A 15,233-nucleotide genomic window follows, 5' to 3' on the forward strand; every position below is an offset into this window, starting at 1 on the left:
CCATGACGACAGCGCTGCCTTTCACCGTGACCTCCAACCCGCAGCCGGCCACCCCGGAACGCGTAGCGGAGGTACTGGCGAAGCCGGGCTTCGGCCAGCACTTCACCGACCACATGGTGACGATCCGCTGGAACCGGGCACAGGGGTGGCACTCCCCGGCCGTCGAGCCCTACCACTCGCTGGAACTCGACCCGGCCTCCATGGTCCTGCACTACGGCCAGGCGATCTTCGAGGGCCTCAAGGCGTACCGCAGGCCCGACGGGTCCATCGCGTCGTTCCGCCCCGAGGCGAACGCGGCCCGCTTCCGCCTGTCGGCGCAGCGGATCGCCATGCCGGAGCTGCCGGACGAGCTGTTCCTGGAGTCCATCCGGCAGTTGGTCGCCGTCGACGAGCGCTGGGTGCCGTCCGCGGCGGAGGAGTCCCTGTACCTGCGGCCGTTCATGATCTCCAGCGAGGTCGGGTTGGGCGTCCGCCCGTCGGCCGAGTACCTGTACGTGCTGATCGCGTCCCCGGCGGGCATGTACTTCCCCGGTGGCGTGAAGCCGGTGAGCGTGTGGCTGTCGACCGAGTACGTCCGCGCGGCCCCCGGCGGCACGGGCGCGGCCAAGTTCGCGGGCAACTACGCCGCCTCGCTGGTGGCGCAGGCGCAGGCCGCCGAGAAGGGCTGCGACCAGGTCGTGTGGCTCGACGCCGTGGAGCGCCGGTGGGTCGAGGAGATGGGCGGGATGAACCTGTTCTTCGTCCTCGGCTCCGGGGCGGACGCCCGCGTCGTCACGCCCGAGCTGACCGGCACGTTGCTGCCCGGCATCACCCGCGACTCGCTGCTGCGGATGGCGGCCGACCTCGGCCTCCCGGTCGAGGAGCGGCGTTTCTCCACCGAGGAGTGGGAGAAGAAGGCCGAGTCCGGTGAGCTGACCGAGGTGTTCGCCTGCGGCACCGCCGCGGTGATCACGCCCGTCGGCCACGTGAAGCACGCGGACGGCGAGTTCAGCGTGTCCGGCGGCGTGACCGGCGAGGTGACCAAGAAGCTGCGCGAGCGGCTGACCGGCCTCCAGCACGGCACGGTCGAGGACGCGCACGGCTGGATGTCGAGGCTCGGCTAGAGCGGGCGGGGTGAGGGGCTTCCCGGCCTCTCACCCCAGCGCGCAGCCGACCAGCACCACGAGCGTCGCCAGCTCGCAGGCCGCGCCCAGCACGTCGCCGGTGATGCCGCCGAAGCGCTTGCGCGTGTGCCTCACCAGCAGCAGCACCACGCCGAGCGCCACCGCGACGGCGACCGGGCCGTGCGGCACGACGAAGAAGCTCGCGACCGCGAGCGCGGTCCACCAGAACGCCACCACGGGCCACGACTGGCTGCCCGCCACGAGCGCGCCGAGACCTTCCGGCCGCGCCGCGGGCACCCCCTTCAGGCAGCACGCGGCGAACGCCGCCCGCCCCGCCGCCAGCGCCACGACCACCGCGCCCCACGGCACCGCGCCGAACGCGGACGCCTGCGCGCCCAGCACGACGATGAGCGTGACGACCGCGAACGGACCCGCGCCGCCGTCCTTCATCACGGCCAGCGCCCGCTCCGGCGGCCCGTAGCAGCCGAGCCCGTCGGCGGTGTCCGCCAACCCGTCCAGGTGCATCCCCCTGGTGCCGAGCCCGAGCAGCCCCACGGCCAGCAGCCCCGCCAGCATCGGCGGCGCGTCCAGCCACGCGAGGCCGTGCAGGACCGCGGCCGTGACGGCACCCAGGAGCACGCCCACCAGCGGCGCCAGCGTGATCGCCTGCCGCGCGACCCGCGCGTCGACGTCACCGGAGCGCACCGGCAGCACGGTCAGCCAGGACAGTGCGAGCCGAACACCGTCCACCGCTAGCCCGCGCCCGTCGTCCGGGCGGGGCGGACGTCGTCCACCGCCCGCCCTCGTCGTGCCACCCGGCTACTCCTTGCCCGAGATGCCCGCGCTGTCGAACGTGGCCATCTCCGCGAGGACCCTCGTCGCCATCATCACCAGCGGCAGCGCGGCCACCGCGCCGGTGCCCTCGCCCAAGCGCATGTCGAACTCCAGCAGCGGCTGGAGGTTTAGGTGGCCCAGCGCGAGCGCGTGCGACGGCTCGGCCGAGCGGTGCCCGGCCTTCCACCACTCGCGGGCGCCCGGAGCCAGCTCCTCGGCCACGACCGCCGCCGCGCCGACCACGACGCCGTCCAGGATGACCGGCACGCCGCGGAACGCCGCCTGCGCGAGGAAGCCGACCATCGCGGCGATGTCCGCGCCGCCGGCGGTGGCCAGCAGCGCCACCGGGTCGCTGATCACCTTTCGGGCCCGGCGCAGCGCGTCGCGGATCGCGGCCGTCTTGCGCATCCACGCGGCGTCGTCGATGCCCGTGCCGCGCCCGACCACGCTCACCGGCTCCGACCCGGTGAGCGACGCGATCAGCACCGCCGCCGGAGTCGTGTTGCCGATGCCCATGTCACCCGCGATCAGCAGGTCGGCGCCGCCGTCGACCTCCTCGTCGGCGATCCGCATGCCCGCGGTGATCGCCTGCACGGCCTCCTCGCGGGTCAGCGCGTCCTCGCGGTCGATCGACCCGGAGCTCCGGCGCACCTTGAAGGCGCTCACCACGTCCGGCGTGTCGCCGTCGACCGCGATGTCGGCCACCCGCACCGTCGCGCCCGCGACCGTGGCCAGCACGTTCACCGCGGCCCCGCCGGTGAGGAAGTTGGCCACCATCTGGGCCGTGACCTCGCTGGGGTAGGCCGACACGCCGTGCTTGGCGATCCCGTGGTCGCCCGCGAACACCACGACGCGGGGCCGGGTGAACGGCCGCGGCGGGCAGACGCCCTGGCACGACGCCACCCACGCGGCGACGCCCTCCAGGGTGCCGAGCGAGCCGACCGGCTTCGTCAGCGTGTCCAACCGGGCCAGCGCTTGGAGCAGGGCCTCCCCGTCGGGCGCAGCCACGGGCGGGAACGTGAAGCCCGCGTCGGTGTCCTCGCTGGTGCTCACGGCCCAGTACCTCCGGCTTCGCGCAATGTCAGTGGGATTCCCGCGACGAGCAGCAGCACCTCGTCGCACACCTCGGCCAGCCGTGCGTTCAGCGAGCCGAGGTGGTCACGGAAGAGCCTGCCAGAGCGGGTGGACGGCACGACGCCGAGGCCGACCTCAGCCGACACGACGACCAGCCTCGCCCGGCACCGCCCCGCCGCGTCGACCAGGTCCGCGCACGCGCGCTCCACCTCGTCGGCCCCGCCGCCCTCCCACGCGCCCGCGTCGTCCAGCACACCCGTGAGCCAGGTGGCGAGGTCGTCCACGAGGAGCGGCGGACCGTCGGCGGGCGCCGCCGCCAGCAGTTCCGGCAGGTCAGGCGCCTCGACCGTCGTCCACGTGCTCGGCCTGCGCTCGACGTGCCGCGCGATCCGCCGGTCCCAGTCGTCGTCGCCGGGGTAGCGGCGGGCGGTCGCCACGTACGTCACCACGGGGTCCGTCAGCAGGCCCTCGGCGTGCGCGGACTTCCCGGACCGGGTGCCGCCGAGCACGAGTGTCCGACGCGTCACACCGAACTCCGTCCACCGATCGCTTAGCCTGACCTGGAACGTTACCCGGAGGACATCCCCAGGAGGCCGTCGTGGACTACCGGTGGCGCTACCAGGACGAGCAGGGCCGCGAGGTCGACGGCCCGGCCGAGACCTTCGCCGACCAGAACGACGCCGAGGACTGGTTCAGCGCGCAGTGGCAGGAGCTGGCCGACGCGGGCATCACCCAGGTGACGCTGCTGCGCAGCGAGTCCGAGGTCTACGGCCCGATGTCGCTGGCCCAAGCGGACTAGAGCCGCCGCACCATCCCGTCCACCCGCTGGAAGCCGAGCTTCTCGTAGAACGGCCGCACGTCGTCGTCGCAGCAGAGCTGCACCTGGTACAGCTCCTCCACCAGGGACACCGCGACCTCGACCAGTGCTCGTCCGACGCCCCGGCCCTGGTGGCCGGGCAGCACCTCCAGCAGCGGGATGCTCGCCATCAGCACCCCGTCGGTCAGCACCGTGACGAACCCGACCACCTGGTCGCCGTCCATTGCGACCACCGCGTGCGCCGAGCCGCGCAGCAGCGCCAGGTGCTGTTCGGGTGAGGGCGGCGAGGGCCAGCCCACGAAGAAGCCGTCGAGCTGGTCGGGCCGCAGCCCCTCAACCGACGCGCGAAAATCGATCATCCCGGCACGGTAGGGCCCCGCGGGTGAACCCCGCAGGGCCTTTTCCGCACTACACGGTGACGGTGAGCCTGGGGTCGGTCTCGGCCACCCCGTCGAGCACGGCGTCGATCTTCGCCAGCAGTTCGGCCTCGAGCTTCACGCCCGCCGCCTTCACGTTCTCGTTCACCTGGTCTGGGCGGGACGCGCCGATGATCGCCGAGGCCACGTTGGGGTTCTGGAGGACCCAGGCGACCGCGAGCTGGGCCAGGCTGAGGCCCGCCTCGTCGGCGAGGGGCTTGAGCTCCTGGACCTTGGCGAGCACGTCGTCGCGCATCCAGCGCGAGATCATCTTCGAGCCGTTCTCGTCGGTCGCCCGCGAGCCGTCGGGTGCCGGCTGACCCGGCGCGTACTTGCCGGTCAGGATGCCCTGCGCGATGGGGGAGAAGACGATCTGGCTCAGGCCCTCGCGTTCGGAGGTCGGCACGACCTGCGATTCGATGACCCGCCACAGCATCGAGTACTGCGGCTGGTTCGAGATGAACGGCACGTTCAGCTCACGGGCCAGCGCGGCGCCTCGGCTGATCTGCTCGGCGTTCCACTCCGACACGCCGATGTAGAGGGCCTTGCCGGAGCGGACGATGTCCGCGAACGCCAGCATGGTCTCCTCCAGCGGCACCGTCCGGTCGTACCGGTGCGCCTGGTAGAGGTCCACGTAGTCGGTCTGGAGCCGCTTCAGCGACCCGTCGATCGACTCCAGGACGTGCTTGCGCCCCAGGCCCTTGTCGTTCGGACCTTTGGGACCCGTGGGCCAGTACACCTTCGTGAACAGCTCGTACGAGGCGCGGCGCTCACCCTTCAGGGCGCGGCCGAGCACCTCCTCGGCCTTCGTGTTGGCGTACACGTCGGCCGTGTCGAACGTCGTGATGCCCGCGTCCAGAGCGGCCCGGACGCAGGCCGTCGCCTGGTCCTCCTCGACCTGCGAGCCGTGCGTGAGCCAGTTGCCGTACGAGATCTCGCTGATGTTCAGGCCGCTGCGGCCAAGACGTCGAAACTCCATGAGCCCGAGCCTAGACCGGTGTCGTTCGTCTTGCTAAGAACCTACTTGATCGTGTCACTAGGCGAGACTCGTGGCTTCGGTACGCGCAAGCGGCGGAGCTGACTTGCCCTGATGAACGAGTACCAGCCGATCGACAAACCGCGAATCGTCTCGTTCGGGAACTTCGCTCGCACCTTCTTGGCGACGATGCGGCCGAGGATGATGCCCTCCAGCACCATCGCCAGCAGCATGAACGTCGTCACCAGCGTCGCGTACTGCTGCACGATGACCAGCGGCGTCAGCAGCGCGGCGAACACCACGATCGCCAGCGGCATGAACAGGCCCATGAGGTTGCGGCGCGCGTCGACCAGGTCGCGGATGTAGGCCTTGACCGGGCCGCGGTCGCGGGGCAGCAGGTACTTCTCGTCGCCGGACATCATCTTCGCCCGGCGGTCGGCCGCGGCGGCGCGGCGTTCTTCCTTGGTGAGCTTGCTCTTGTTGCCGCGGGCGCGCTTGAGCGCCTCGCGCTGCGTGCGGGGAGGCGGCGGGACCGGGCCGGTCCGCCTGCCCTGCGCTTCGCGCCGCTTCGGGGTGGGACGACCCTTGCCCGGCGTGCGGCTCTTGTCGCCCTCGTCGGTCACCACCTCCGGGACGGTCTCGTCAACGGTGGCGGTGGTCTCGTCGGAGCTGCGGCGCAGGAACCTCACCCGACAAGGGTATGACAGTCCGTTCCGTACCCTTCGCGAGGTGCGCGTACTGGTGGCTCCTGACTGCTTCGGCGGGACCCTGACGGCGGGCGAGGCGGCCTCGGCCATCGCCGACGGCTGGCGGGCGACCGCTCCCGACGACGAACTCCTGCTGCGGCCGCTGGCCGACGGCGGGCCTGGTTTCGTCGACGTCCTGCACGCCGCGCTGGGCGGTGAACTGCACGTGGTCGAGGTCACCGGCCCGCTCGGCACGCCCGTGCCCGCGCGGTGGCTGGAGCACGACGGCACGGCCTACATCGAGTCCGCCGAGGCGTGCGGCCTGCACCTCGTGCCCGCCGACCAGCGGGCCGAGTGGTGCGAGCGCGCCACCACCCGCGGTGTCGGCGAACTGGTCCTCGCCGCTTCCGGGGCGCACACGATCGTGGTCGGCCTCGGGGGCTCCGGCACCACCGACGGCGGCGAGGGCCTGCTGTCCGTCGTGACCGACGTCACCGCCCGGCTGGTCGCCGCGTCCGACGTGGAGAACCCGCTGCTCGGCCCGCACGGCGCCGCGGCCACGTTCGGCCCGCAGAAGGGCGCCTCCCCGGAGGCCGTCGCACGCCTGGAGGCCAGGCTGGCGGGCATGGACCGCCTGCGCGACGTCCGCGACCTGCCGGGAGCGGGCGCGGCGGGCGGCCTCGGCGCGGCCCTGCTGGCACTGGGCGCCACCGTCACGTCCGGCGCGGGCCTGGTGCGGGAGTTGACCGGCCTGGACGCCGCCCTCGCCGCCGCCGACCTGGCCATCACCGGCGAGGGCAGCTTCGACTGGCAGTCGCTGCGGGGCAAGCTGGTCACCGCGGTCGCCTCCGGCGCGTCGGCCCGCGGCATCCCCTGCCTGGTGCTCGCGGGCCAGGTCAGCGTCGGTCGCCGGGAGGCGGGCGCGGCGGGCATCACCGACTCCTACGCGGTCGCCGAGCACGCGGGTTCCGTGGCCGCCGCCATGGCCGATCCCGCCGGGACGCTCGGCGCCCTCGCGGCCCAGGTCGCGGGACAGTGGTCACGGTGACGTCCGACTTGTCGGCCTCCTGTGCCACCATGGGTGGTGGAACAAAGCGGGTACCGCCCGTGTTGACAGGGCTGACCGCCCGTTTCGACCTCTGAGGGAGAGCTATGACCACCGCTCAGGACGCAGCAGCCTCCACCGAAGCAGCCGCACCGGCTCCTGAAGCGCCCACGCACGGCGTGACGCTCACCGACCAGGCGGCCGCGAAGGCGAAGGCGCTGCTCGACCAGGAGGGCCGCGATGACATGCACCTGCGCATCGCCGTCCAGCCCGGCGGCTGCGCGGGCCTCCGCTACCAGCTCTTCTTCGACGAGCGCAGTCTCGACGGTGACGCCGTCCGCGACTTCGGCGGCATGAAGGTCGCCGTCGACCGGATGAGCGCGCCGTACGTCGAGGGTGCCGTCATCGACTTCGTGGACACCATCGAGAAGCAGGGCTTCACGATCGAGAACCCGAACGCGGGCGGCTCGTGCGCCTGCGGCGACTCGTTCCACTAGTCCTCACCGCGAAAGGGCGGCCACCCCACCGGGGCGGCCGCCCTTTCGGCGTTCCGCCGGGTGGGGTGGCGGAACTCAGACGCCGTAGTCGTTGAGCGCGTCGAACCGCCGCGCCGTGCTCTCGTCGACCTCCCACGAGGCGGCGGCGCGGGGTGCGGGCAGCGGGTGCTCCGCGTGCGTGATCGAGCGCGGGATACCGGCGCAGTCCTCGATCAACTCGGTCATGGTGGCAGCCTCTGGCGTAGTCACCCCCCGACCGTAGGACGCACGGTCTGACCTGCGATAGCCCTACCAAACGGTAGTCTCCGGCCGGGTGAGCCACCCCACCGCGCGCGAAAGCCCCCGCCGAGGCGGGGGCTTTCGCGGTCCAGCGGCTACAGCTTGACGGGGTAGTGCGGCTCGGGCACGACGGGGGAGATGCGCCCCTCGACGAAGATCCCGTGCCACAGCATGAAGACCAGCAGCGCCCAGATGCGGCGGCTGTGGTCCTGCACGTTGCTGCGGTGCTCCTCGATGATCCGCCGCACCGCGGCCTTGTCGATGTACTGGTCCGTCTGCGACTCGGCCACGATCTGCAACGACCAGTCGTGCATCTCCTCCTTCAACCAGTGCCGGATCGGCACCGGGAAGCCGAGCTTGCGGCGGTTGATGACGTGCGACGGGATGATGTCGCGGATCGCCTTGCGGAGCGCGTACTTCGTCGTGTCCTTGGTGATCTTCAGCTCGGACGGGATCTGCGAGGCGATCTTGAAGACCTCGGGGTCCAGGAACGGGACGCGCAGCTCCAGCGAGTTCGCCATGGTCACCTTGTCGGCCTTGACCAGGATGTCGCCGCGCAGCCAGGTGAACAGGTCCACGTGCTGCATGCGGGTCACCGGGTCCCAGTTCGCCGACTCGCGGTAGGCCTGGGCGGTGGCGTCCATGTGCGTCACGCTCGGGTCGTACGTCTTGAGCACCGCGCGGACCTGGTCGTCCATGAAGATGCGCGCGTTGCCGTAGTAGCGCTCCTCCAGCGTGAGCGCCCCGCGGCGCAGCAGGTCCTTGCCGCGCACGCCCTGCGGGATCTTCGTGGAGACCTTGCCCATCGCCTTGCGCAGCGCGCCGGGCACCTTCTCGAACGGCGCCAGCGACAGCGGCTCGCGGTAGATCGTGTAGCCGCCGAACAGCTCGTCCGCGCCCTCACCGGACAGCACGACCTTCACGTGCTGGCGGGCTTCGCGGGCGATGAACCACAGCGGCACGAGCGCCGGGTCCGCCACCGGGTCGTCCAGGTACCAGGTGATCAGCGGCAGGGAGTCCATCATCTCCTGCGCGGTCACGGTCCGGACGACGTGCTTCACGCCGATCGCGGCGGCCGACTCGGCGGCCACGTCGACCTCGGAGAAGCCCGAGCGCTCGAAGCCCGTGGTGAAGGTGATCAGGTCCGGGTTGTGCTCCTTGGCCAGCGCGGCGATGACCGTGGAGTCGATGCCGCCGGACAGGAACGAGCCGACCGTCACGTCCGCGCGCATGTGCTTGGCCACGGAGTCGCGCAGCGCCTCGGCGATCTCGTCGTACAGGCGGTTCTCGTCCGACTCGCCGCGGACCGCGCGCGGCCGGAAGGTCGCCGGGAAGTACCGCTCCATGACCGGCTTGCCGCCGGGGCGGATGGTGAACGAGGTGCCGGACTCGATGCGCCGGATGTCGCCGTGCAGCGACTCGGGCTCGGGCACGTACTGGAGGATCAGGTAGTGCTGGAGCGCCTTGCGGTCCAGCGCGGGCCGGATGCCGATGGTGTCCGCGAGGGCGAGCACGCTCTTCTTCTCGCTGGACAGCGCGACGCCGTTCGGGCCGACCGCGTAGTACAGCGGCTTGATGCCGAACGGGTCCCGCGCGCCGAAGACGACCTTGCGCTGCGAGTCCCAGATCAGGAACGCGAACATGCCGCGCAGCCGCGCCACGGCGGCCGGGCCGAGGTAGTGGTAGGCCGCGACGATGGTCTCGGTGTCGCCGTCCGTCGAGAAGCGCGCGCCGTACTTGCTCGTCAGCTCCGCCCGCAGCTCCAGGTAGTTGTAGATCTCGCCGTTGAACAGGATCGTGTACCGACCCGGCTCCTCCGGCGGTCCCCACGGCATGGGCTGGTGGGAGTGCTCGACGTCGATGATCGACAGGCGGTTGAAGCCCCAGACCACCTCGTCGCCCTGCCACGTCCCGCTCTCGTCAGGCCCGCGGTGCCGCTGGCAGCGCAGCGCCGCCGCCACCGCGGAGCGCGCGTGCTCTGCCTCGTTCTTGCCAGGGCTAACCAGTCCCACGAAGCCGCACACAGCGATTGGCACCTTTCGTGTCGCGTGTAAGGAAGGCACCAGTATGCCGGGGTGGCTCGGTGTGACCGAAACTGCACTACGGCGCACTGCCCCCGAGCGGTGCGCCCCACCGTGCTGAGCTACGCTCCCGCATGATCCCGGCCAGGAATTCCTCTCGGTCGGACAGCGTGTTTTTCACCGGCCCGCAGACCACCACCGCGGGCCGCGCACCGTCTTTGAGGAGGCGCGAGCAGTGGGCCTGAAGGAGGGCACCAGGGCAGCACGGACGGCCAAGGTCGCCGGGCTGGTAGGCCTGGTAGGCATCGGGGCCACCGGTTGCTCCACGGACGAGGTCCTGCGCTTCGGATGGCCCGTGGCCGTCACGCCGCAGGCCGAGAGGATGCGCGAGCTGTGGACCTGGTCCGTGGTCGCCGCGCTCGTCGTGGGTGTGATCGTCTGGGGACTGATCGCGTGGTCGATCGCGTTCCACCGCAAGAAGAGCGAGGAACTGCCTCGCCAGACGGCGTACAACCTGCCGCTGGAACTCGTGCTCATCGTCGTTCCGACGATCATCGTGGCGGTTCTCTTCTACTTCACCGCGATCACCCAGAACTACGTCACGGACAAGTCGAAGCCCGCTGACGTCACGGTCGACGTGATCGCGTTCCAGTGGAACTGGGAGTTCCAGTACCCCGGTTTCAAGACCGAGGACGCGAACCAGGCCGTGAGCACCATCGGCAGCTCCGGCGAGGTCCCGCTGCTCGTGCTGCCCGCCGGCAAGTCGATCCGCTTCACGCTGAGGTCGACCGACGTCATCCACTCCTTCTTCGTGCCGGAGTTCCACTTCAAGCGGGACGTCTTCCCCGAGCCGAAGAAGAACAACCAGGACGACGTCTTCCAGATCGACCAGATCGACCGTCCGGGCTCCTTCGTAGGCCGCTGCGCCGAACTGTGCGGCACCTACCACTCGGTGATGAACTTCGAGGTCCGCGCCCTCGAGTCGGCCGACTTCGACAAGTACATCAAGCTGCGCCAGCAGGTCAACGAGAAGACCGGCAAGACCTACACGGCCGCCGAGGCTCTCACCGAGCTGAACTGCGCCGACTGGTGCACGCCGCACGCGACCACGACCGAGCCCTTCAACACCGATCGGACCGCCCGCGAGGCGTCCGGCGGCGGCTCGAAGTAGTCCGGGCAGCGAGCACGAGAGCGAGGAAGAACAATGAAGGTCGAAGCCCGGATTTTTGACTTGATCACCGTCTTCTCATTCCTGATGGCCGTCGTCTACGGCGTCTGGTCGAAGGAACCGGTGGGCATCGTGGCCCTGGCACTGACCGGCGGCCTGGCACTGATCGTCGGCACCTACTTCCGCTTCGTCTCACGCCGAATCGAACAGCGCCCAGAAGACAACCCCAACGCAGAAATCAGCGACGGCGCAGGCGACCTGGGCTTCTTCAGCCCAGGAAGCTACTGGCCCATCGCCCTGGCCGCCTCAGCAGCAATCGCAGGCCTGGCAATGGCCTTCTGGCACATCTGGCTACTGGTAATCGCAGTAGCACTACTGCTGATCACCATCGGCGGCCTGGTCTTCGAATACCACACCGGCCCCAACCACGAGTAGCAACAGCACACAGCGAAAAAAGGGCCGCCCCACCGGGGCGGCCCTTTTCTCTTTGCTCTGCTGTACTTGCTCTGCTTTGCTCTACCCGCCTGAAAAGCCGATTGACCACCCACAGGCAGCCACGGTATCCCTAAAACCGTGGCCGATTTTACTTGGGGTTTTTGGCGCTAAACTCAGTCGGGCGGCAAGCTCTCCACCTGCCGTTTTGGCCCGACTAGCGCCAAAAAGAGGGGCCCCAAGTCAAATCGGCCACACCACGCTGGAACCGGCACTCAACCCCACGCTGGAACCGCACTCACCCAACCAACCCGACCAGCAGCTCAAGCGAGGATCAAGCCGCAGCACTAGCCTGATAGTTATCCACATAATCCTGCCCGGACAACTCCAGGATGTTATAAACAATCTGATCCGTAACCGACCTTAACACAGGCAACGAATCCTGCATCCCCGCATACCGGGAAAAGTCCAACGGCTTCCCGAACCGCACCGTGACCGGCACGATCTTCGGCAACCGCCCCCCAACGGCCATCACCTTGTCGGTCCCCACCAACCCGATAGGCACCACAGGAGCCCCGGACTCCAAAGCGATCCGAGCCACCCCGGTACGCCCCCGGTGCAACATCCCGTCCAATGACCGGGTCCCCTCGGGATAGATCCCGAAGGCCTCCCCGTCCCCCAACACCTTGATCACGGTGTCCAGCGAGTCCCGAGCCGACCGCCCCTGCCCGCGCCGCACCGGGATGTTCCCCATCCCCGTGAAGAACCACCGCGACAGCGCCCCGCGGATCCCGGTCCCCTCGAAGTACTCGGCCTTGGCGAGGAAGTACACCCGCCGCGGCACCACGATCGGAATGATCATGCTGTCGACGAACGACAGGTGGTTGGCGGCGAGGATCACAGGCCCTGTGCCGGGGATGTTCTCCAAGCCTTCGACCGTCGGTCGGTACACCATCCGCGCGATGGGGGAAACCACTCGCGTCATGACCGTGGACAGCAGTGTCATCGCTCCTCGCTCGCTCAAGGCTCGCAACGGGGTGACGCGGCCACCGGATCCGACCGCGTTCGTAGTACCAGCATGAACCCGCATCGTTGCGGTGGCGTGAACCAGTGACTGAAACCTCAGCCAACAGTCCCCGAATCTGCCCGAACGGCGCAATCGGTCCGTCGACTGGGCCGTCAGTTCGGCATCGGTCCGGTGGCTGGGCCGTCAGTTCGGCATCGGTCCGGTGGCTGGGCCCTCAGTTCGGCATCAGTCCGTCGGCTGGGCCTTCAGCTCGGTGGACAGGACGGCCCAGCGCCGCAGCAGTTCCGCCGCCGCCCCGGAGTCGATCGCCTCACCGGCCCTGCCGAGCGCGCCCGCCAGGTCCGCGTGCAGGTCCCCTGACAACCCGCCGTGAGCCGCGATGGCCCCGGCGGCGTTGATCAGCACGGCGTCCCGCACCGCGCCGGGCTTCCCGGCGAGCAGTTCGCGGACCACCTCGGCGTTCACCGCCGCGTCACCGCCGCGCAGGTCCTCCGGCAGCGCCGGACGCACCCCGAGCCGGGAGGGGTCGATCACATCGGTCCGCACGGTGCCGCCGTCGGCGACCCACACCGCGGTGGTCGTGGTCGTGGTGATCTCGTCCAACCCGTCGTCCCCGCGCACCACCAGCGCCGTCTTGCCCCGCCGCGCGAACACCCCGGCGATCAGCGGCGCGGCGTTCACCCGCGCGCACCCGACGAGGCCCACGGCGGGCTGCGCCGGGTTCGTCAGCGGCCCGAGCAGGTTGAACACGGTGGGGATCCCGATCTCACCGCGGGTGGGCCCGGCGAACCGGAGCGCCGGGTGGAAGATCGGCGCGAAGCAGAACCCGACCCCGAGTTCCGCGACGGTCGCCTGGACCCCCGCGGGCGGCAGGTCGATGGCGACGCCCAGCGCTTCGAGCACGTCGGCCGTGCCGCACTTCGACGACGCCGCCCGGTTCCCGTGCTTGACGATCGGCACCCCGGCGGCGGCCGTCACGATCGCGGCCATGGTCGAGATGTTCACCGACCCGGAGTTGTCACCCCCGGTGCCGACGATGTCCACGGCCCGCGCGTCCACGGTGAAGCGGCGCGCGTGCTCCAGCATCATGGTGGCGAACCCGTCGACCTCCTCGGGCGTCTCGCCCTTGGAGCGCAGCGCCACGACGAACGCGGCGATCTGGGCGCTCGTCGCGGACCCGGTCATGACCTGGTTCATCGCCCAGCCGGTGTCCTCGGCCGAGAGGTCGACCTTGTCGACGAGCTGGTTCAGCAGCAGCGGCCAGGTTCTGGACATGGCCTGCCGCTCAGCCGCGCACGACGGGCAGCGACACCGCGGTCCGCAGCACCTCGGCCACGGTCTCGGCGGCGGCCAGCGGGTCCAGCGGGTGGACGACCACCGCGTCCGCCTGCGACCAGGTGGCGAGCCACCGGTCGTCCCGGCGGCGCACCGACACCACGATCGGGGGGCAGTCGGTGATCTCGTTCTTGAGCTGGCGGGACAGGCCCATGCCGCCGGTCGGCTGCGCTTCGCCGTCGAGGATGAGGAGGTCGGCGTTGCCGTTGTCCACCTCGTACAGCACCTCGGCGATCGTGCCCACCTCGATGTAGTCCACCTTGCCCAGGTCCGGGGCGGGCCGACGACCCACGGCCGTGATGATCGTCTCACGCACCTCGGGGCGGTGGCTGAACACCAGGATCTTCGTGGTCGGCGTGCTCATGTGGACGATCCTCCGGCGGGTCGGGTGACCAGGTGTGGCGATGCTATCGGCCTAGCCGGGCTCCGGTTGCAGCGCATCCCACCCCGGTGCGTCACCGCCGAGCCGCTGGGTGAGGCCCGCCATCCGCGAACGCTCCTGCGCGCAGTGCAGCGCGTCCAGCACCTGCACCCGAACGGCCTCCCAACAACCCGGTCCCCGGTCGCTCGGACGCAGCTCGTAACCGTCCTGCGCGAGCATCGAAGCGGCACGTTCTACCTGGTCAGGAGGTAGGACGAGGTGGTGGCGCAGCACCGCGGGCCGATCGGGCCGCCAGCGCGGCGAGCGGGCGAGCGCCGCCGAGTCCGCCTCGGCCGGGTCGAAGGCCTCGACGACCACGACCAGTCCGGGTGATCCGGTCAGGAGTTCGGGTTCCCGATCCCCGCCGAGCCGTTCACGCAACCAGCCGAGCATCCCCATGCGATTCGTTCACCCTCCGTGATCCGGACAGCCGGTGAGCCGCCGTTCACCCCGGTTGGACCCGATGGGCGGACGGAAAACCTGCAAGCAATAATGCGTCACGTGACAACGGCAGCGCCTTCCACCGGCCAGCGCGTGCACTCGCTGAACCGCCCGAACATGGTCAGCGTCGGCACGATCGTCTGGCTGTCCAGTGAGCTCATGTTCTTCGCTGGGCTCTTCGCCATGTTCTTCACGGTGAAAGCCCAGAACGAAGGTGCCTGGCCCCCGGAACCGACCGAGCTGAACAGGCCTTACGCCCTGTTCTTCACCGTCATCCTGGTGGCCTCCTCCTTCACCTGTCAGTGGGGAGTGTTCGCCGCCGAGCGCGGCGACGTCTTCGGTCTGCGCCGCTGGTACACGGTGACGCTGATCATGGGCGCGATCTTCGTCGCTGGACAGGCCGGGGAGTACTACGAGCTGGTGCACCACGGCACGACGATCCCGTCGTCCGCGTACGGCACCGTCTTCTTCCTCACGACCGGCTTCCACGGCCTGCACGTGATCGGCGGCCTGATCGCCTTCGTGTTCCTGCTCATCCGCACCAAGCTGAGCAAGTTCACCCCGGCGCAGGCGACGTCCGCGATCGTCGTGTCGTACTACTGGCACTTCGTCGACGTCGTCTGGATCGGCCTGTTCGCCGTCATCTACATCGTGCCCTGAC

Annotated in this window: 19 protein-coding genes; 7 read left to right on the plus strand and 12 right to left on the minus strand. The window is 70.0% G+C overall.

What is annotated here, in order from left to right; translation table 11 throughout:
* The first annotated feature begins 2 nt into the window (after window positions 1-2).
* Complete coding sequence (locus NZH93_RS06450) at window positions 3-1,103, plus strand: branched-chain amino acid aminotransferase (RefSeq protein ID WP_259621982.1); 1,101 nt, start codon at window positions 3-5, stop codon at window positions 1,101-1,103.
* Window positions 1,104-1,133: 30 nt separating this feature from the next.
* Here the strand turns inward: NZH93_RS06450 and cobS are convergent, their stop codons facing one another.
* From cobS to cobU, 3 genes are all read right to left on the minus strand, one after another.
* Complete coding sequence (cobS, locus tag NZH93_RS06455) at window positions 1,134-1,853, minus strand: adenosylcobinamide-GDP ribazoletransferase (protein WP_259621983.1); 720 nt, start codon at window positions 1,851-1,853, stop codon at window positions 1,134-1,136.
* Window positions 1,854-1,922: 69 nt separating this feature from the next.
* Window positions 1,923-2,990, minus strand: coding sequence for a nicotinate-nucleotide--dimethylbenzimidazole phosphoribosyltransferase (cobT, locus tag NZH93_RS06460; RefSeq protein WP_372506576.1), 1,068 nt, complete (start codon window positions 2,988-2,990; stop codon window positions 1,923-1,925).
* On the minus strand, window positions 2,987-3,538 hold the full coding sequence (cobU, locus tag NZH93_RS06465; RefSeq protein WP_259621984.1) for a bifunctional adenosylcobinamide kinase/adenosylcobinamide-phosphate guanylyltransferase: 552 nt from the start codon (window positions 3,536-3,538) through the stop codon (window positions 2,987-2,989). The genes cobT and cobU overlap by 4 nt, the downstream gene beginning before the upstream one ends.
* A gap of 71 nt (window positions 3,539-3,609) precedes the next feature.
* Between cobU and NZH93_RS06470 the strand changes: the two genes are divergently transcribed.
* Entirely contained in the window at window positions 3,610-3,810 is a 201-nt protein-coding gene (locus NZH93_RS06470; protein ID WP_259621985.1) for a hypothetical protein, read from the plus strand.
* On the opposite strand, the gene NZH93_RS06475 is transcribed toward NZH93_RS06470, so the two are convergent.
* From NZH93_RS06475 to NZH93_RS06485, 3 genes are read right to left on the minus strand one after another with little or no spacing between them, the layout of a single operon-like run.
* A complete protein-coding gene (locus NZH93_RS06475; protein ID WP_259621986.1) occupies window positions 3,807-4,187 on the minus strand; it encodes a GNAT family N-acetyltransferase in 381 nt (126 codons plus the stop codon). The two genes, NZH93_RS06470 and NZH93_RS06475, sit on opposite strands and share 4 nt — an antisense overlap.
* A gap of 49 nt (window positions 4,188-4,236) precedes the next feature.
* On the minus strand, window positions 4,237-5,223 hold the full coding sequence (locus NZH93_RS06480) for an aldo/keto reductase family protein (RefSeq protein ID WP_259621987.1): 987 nt from the start codon (window positions 5,221-5,223) through the stop codon (window positions 4,237-4,239).
* A 41-nt stretch (window positions 5,224-5,264) separates the two neighbouring features.
* The gene (locus NZH93_RS06485; RefSeq protein WP_259621988.1) at window positions 5,265-5,909 is read right to left on the minus strand and encodes a DUF3043 domain-containing protein; all 645 of its coding nucleotides are present in this window, start codon (window positions 5,907-5,909) and stop codon (window positions 5,265-5,267) included.
* Between the two features lie 40 nt (window positions 5,910-5,949).
* Here NZH93_RS06485 and NZH93_RS06490 point away from each other — a divergent pair, with 40 nt between their 5' ends.
* Both NZH93_RS06490 and NZH93_RS06495 read left to right on the plus strand, forming a co-directional pair.
* Window positions 5,950-6,954, plus strand: a complete 1,005-nt coding sequence (locus tag NZH93_RS06490; protein WP_259621989.1) for a glycerate kinase family protein — start codon at window positions 5,950-5,952, stop codon at window positions 6,952-6,954.
* A 104-nt stretch (window positions 6,955-7,058) separates the two neighbouring features.
* The gene (locus tag NZH93_RS06495) at window positions 7,059-7,448 is read left to right on the plus strand and encodes a HesB/IscA family protein (protein WP_259621990.1); all 390 of its coding nucleotides are present in this window, start codon (window positions 7,059-7,061) and stop codon (window positions 7,446-7,448) included.
* 75 nt (window positions 7,449-7,523) lie between these two features.
* Here NZH93_RS06495 and NZH93_RS06500 read toward each other — a convergent pair whose 3' ends face one another.
* Both NZH93_RS06500 and asnB read right to left on the minus strand, forming a co-directional pair.
* The gene (locus NZH93_RS06500) at window positions 7,524-7,673 is read right to left on the minus strand and encodes a hypothetical protein (protein ID WP_259621991.1); all 150 of its coding nucleotides are present in this window, start codon (window positions 7,671-7,673) and stop codon (window positions 7,524-7,526) included.
* A 149-nt stretch (window positions 7,674-7,822) separates the two neighbouring features.
* Window positions 7,823-9,751, minus strand: coding sequence for an asparagine synthase (glutamine-hydrolyzing) (asnB, locus tag NZH93_RS06505; RefSeq protein WP_259621992.1), 1,929 nt, complete (start codon window positions 9,749-9,751; stop codon window positions 7,823-7,825).
* 232 nt (window positions 9,752-9,983) lie between these two features.
* On the opposite strand from asnB, the gene ctaC reads away from it, so the two are divergent.
* Together ctaC and NZH93_RS06515 are read left to right on the plus strand one after the other, a co-directional pair.
* Window positions 9,984-10,919, plus strand: a complete 936-nt coding sequence (ctaC, locus tag NZH93_RS06510; protein ID WP_259621993.1) for an aa3-type cytochrome oxidase subunit II — start codon at window positions 9,984-9,986, stop codon at window positions 10,917-10,919.
* A gap of 33 nt (window positions 10,920-10,952) precedes the next feature.
* Entirely contained in the window at window positions 10,953-11,351 is a 399-nt protein-coding gene (locus tag NZH93_RS06515; protein ID WP_259621994.1) for a cytochrome c oxidase subunit 4, read from the plus strand.
* 331 nt (window positions 11,352-11,682) lie between these two features.
* On the opposite strand, the gene NZH93_RS06520 is transcribed toward NZH93_RS06515, so the two are convergent.
* From NZH93_RS06520 to NZH93_RS06535, 4 genes are all read right to left on the minus strand, one after another.
* Complete coding sequence (locus NZH93_RS06520; protein WP_259622172.1) at window positions 11,683-12,348, minus strand: lysophospholipid acyltransferase family protein; 666 nt, start codon at window positions 12,346-12,348, stop codon at window positions 11,683-11,685.
* 252 nt (window positions 12,349-12,600) lie between these two features.
* Window positions 12,601-13,650: an anthranilate phosphoribosyltransferase gene (gene trpD / locus NZH93_RS06525; RefSeq protein WP_259621995.1), complete on the minus strand. Its 1,050-nt coding sequence runs from the start codon at window positions 13,648-13,650 to the stop codon at window positions 12,601-12,603.
* A 10-nt stretch (window positions 13,651-13,660) separates the two neighbouring features.
* The gene (locus tag NZH93_RS06530; protein ID WP_259621996.1) at window positions 13,661-14,074 is read right to left on the minus strand and encodes a hypothetical protein; all 414 of its coding nucleotides are present in this window, start codon (window positions 14,072-14,074) and stop codon (window positions 13,661-13,663) included.
* A gap of 51 nt (window positions 14,075-14,125) precedes the next feature.
* Window positions 14,126-14,530 (minus strand): hypothetical protein, encoded by a 405-nt coding sequence (locus NZH93_RS06535; RefSeq protein WP_372506577.1) that lies wholly within the window; start codon window positions 14,528-14,530, stop codon window positions 14,126-14,128.
* Window positions 14,531-14,623: 93 nt separating this feature from the next.
* On the opposite strand from NZH93_RS06535, the gene ctaE reads away from it, so the two are divergent.
* Window positions 14,624-15,232, plus strand: coding sequence for an aa3-type cytochrome oxidase subunit III (gene ctaE / locus NZH93_RS06540; RefSeq protein WP_259622174.1), 609 nt, complete (start codon window positions 14,624-14,626; stop codon window positions 15,230-15,232).
* Window position 15,233 lies beyond the last annotated feature (1 nt).

Origin of the sequence: Umezawaea endophytica (assembly GCF_025061645.1) — a bacterium.
In the GTDB taxonomy this organism is placed as follows: Bacteria; Actinomycetota; Actinomycetes; order Mycobacteriales; family Pseudonocardiaceae; genus Umezawaea; species Umezawaea endophytica.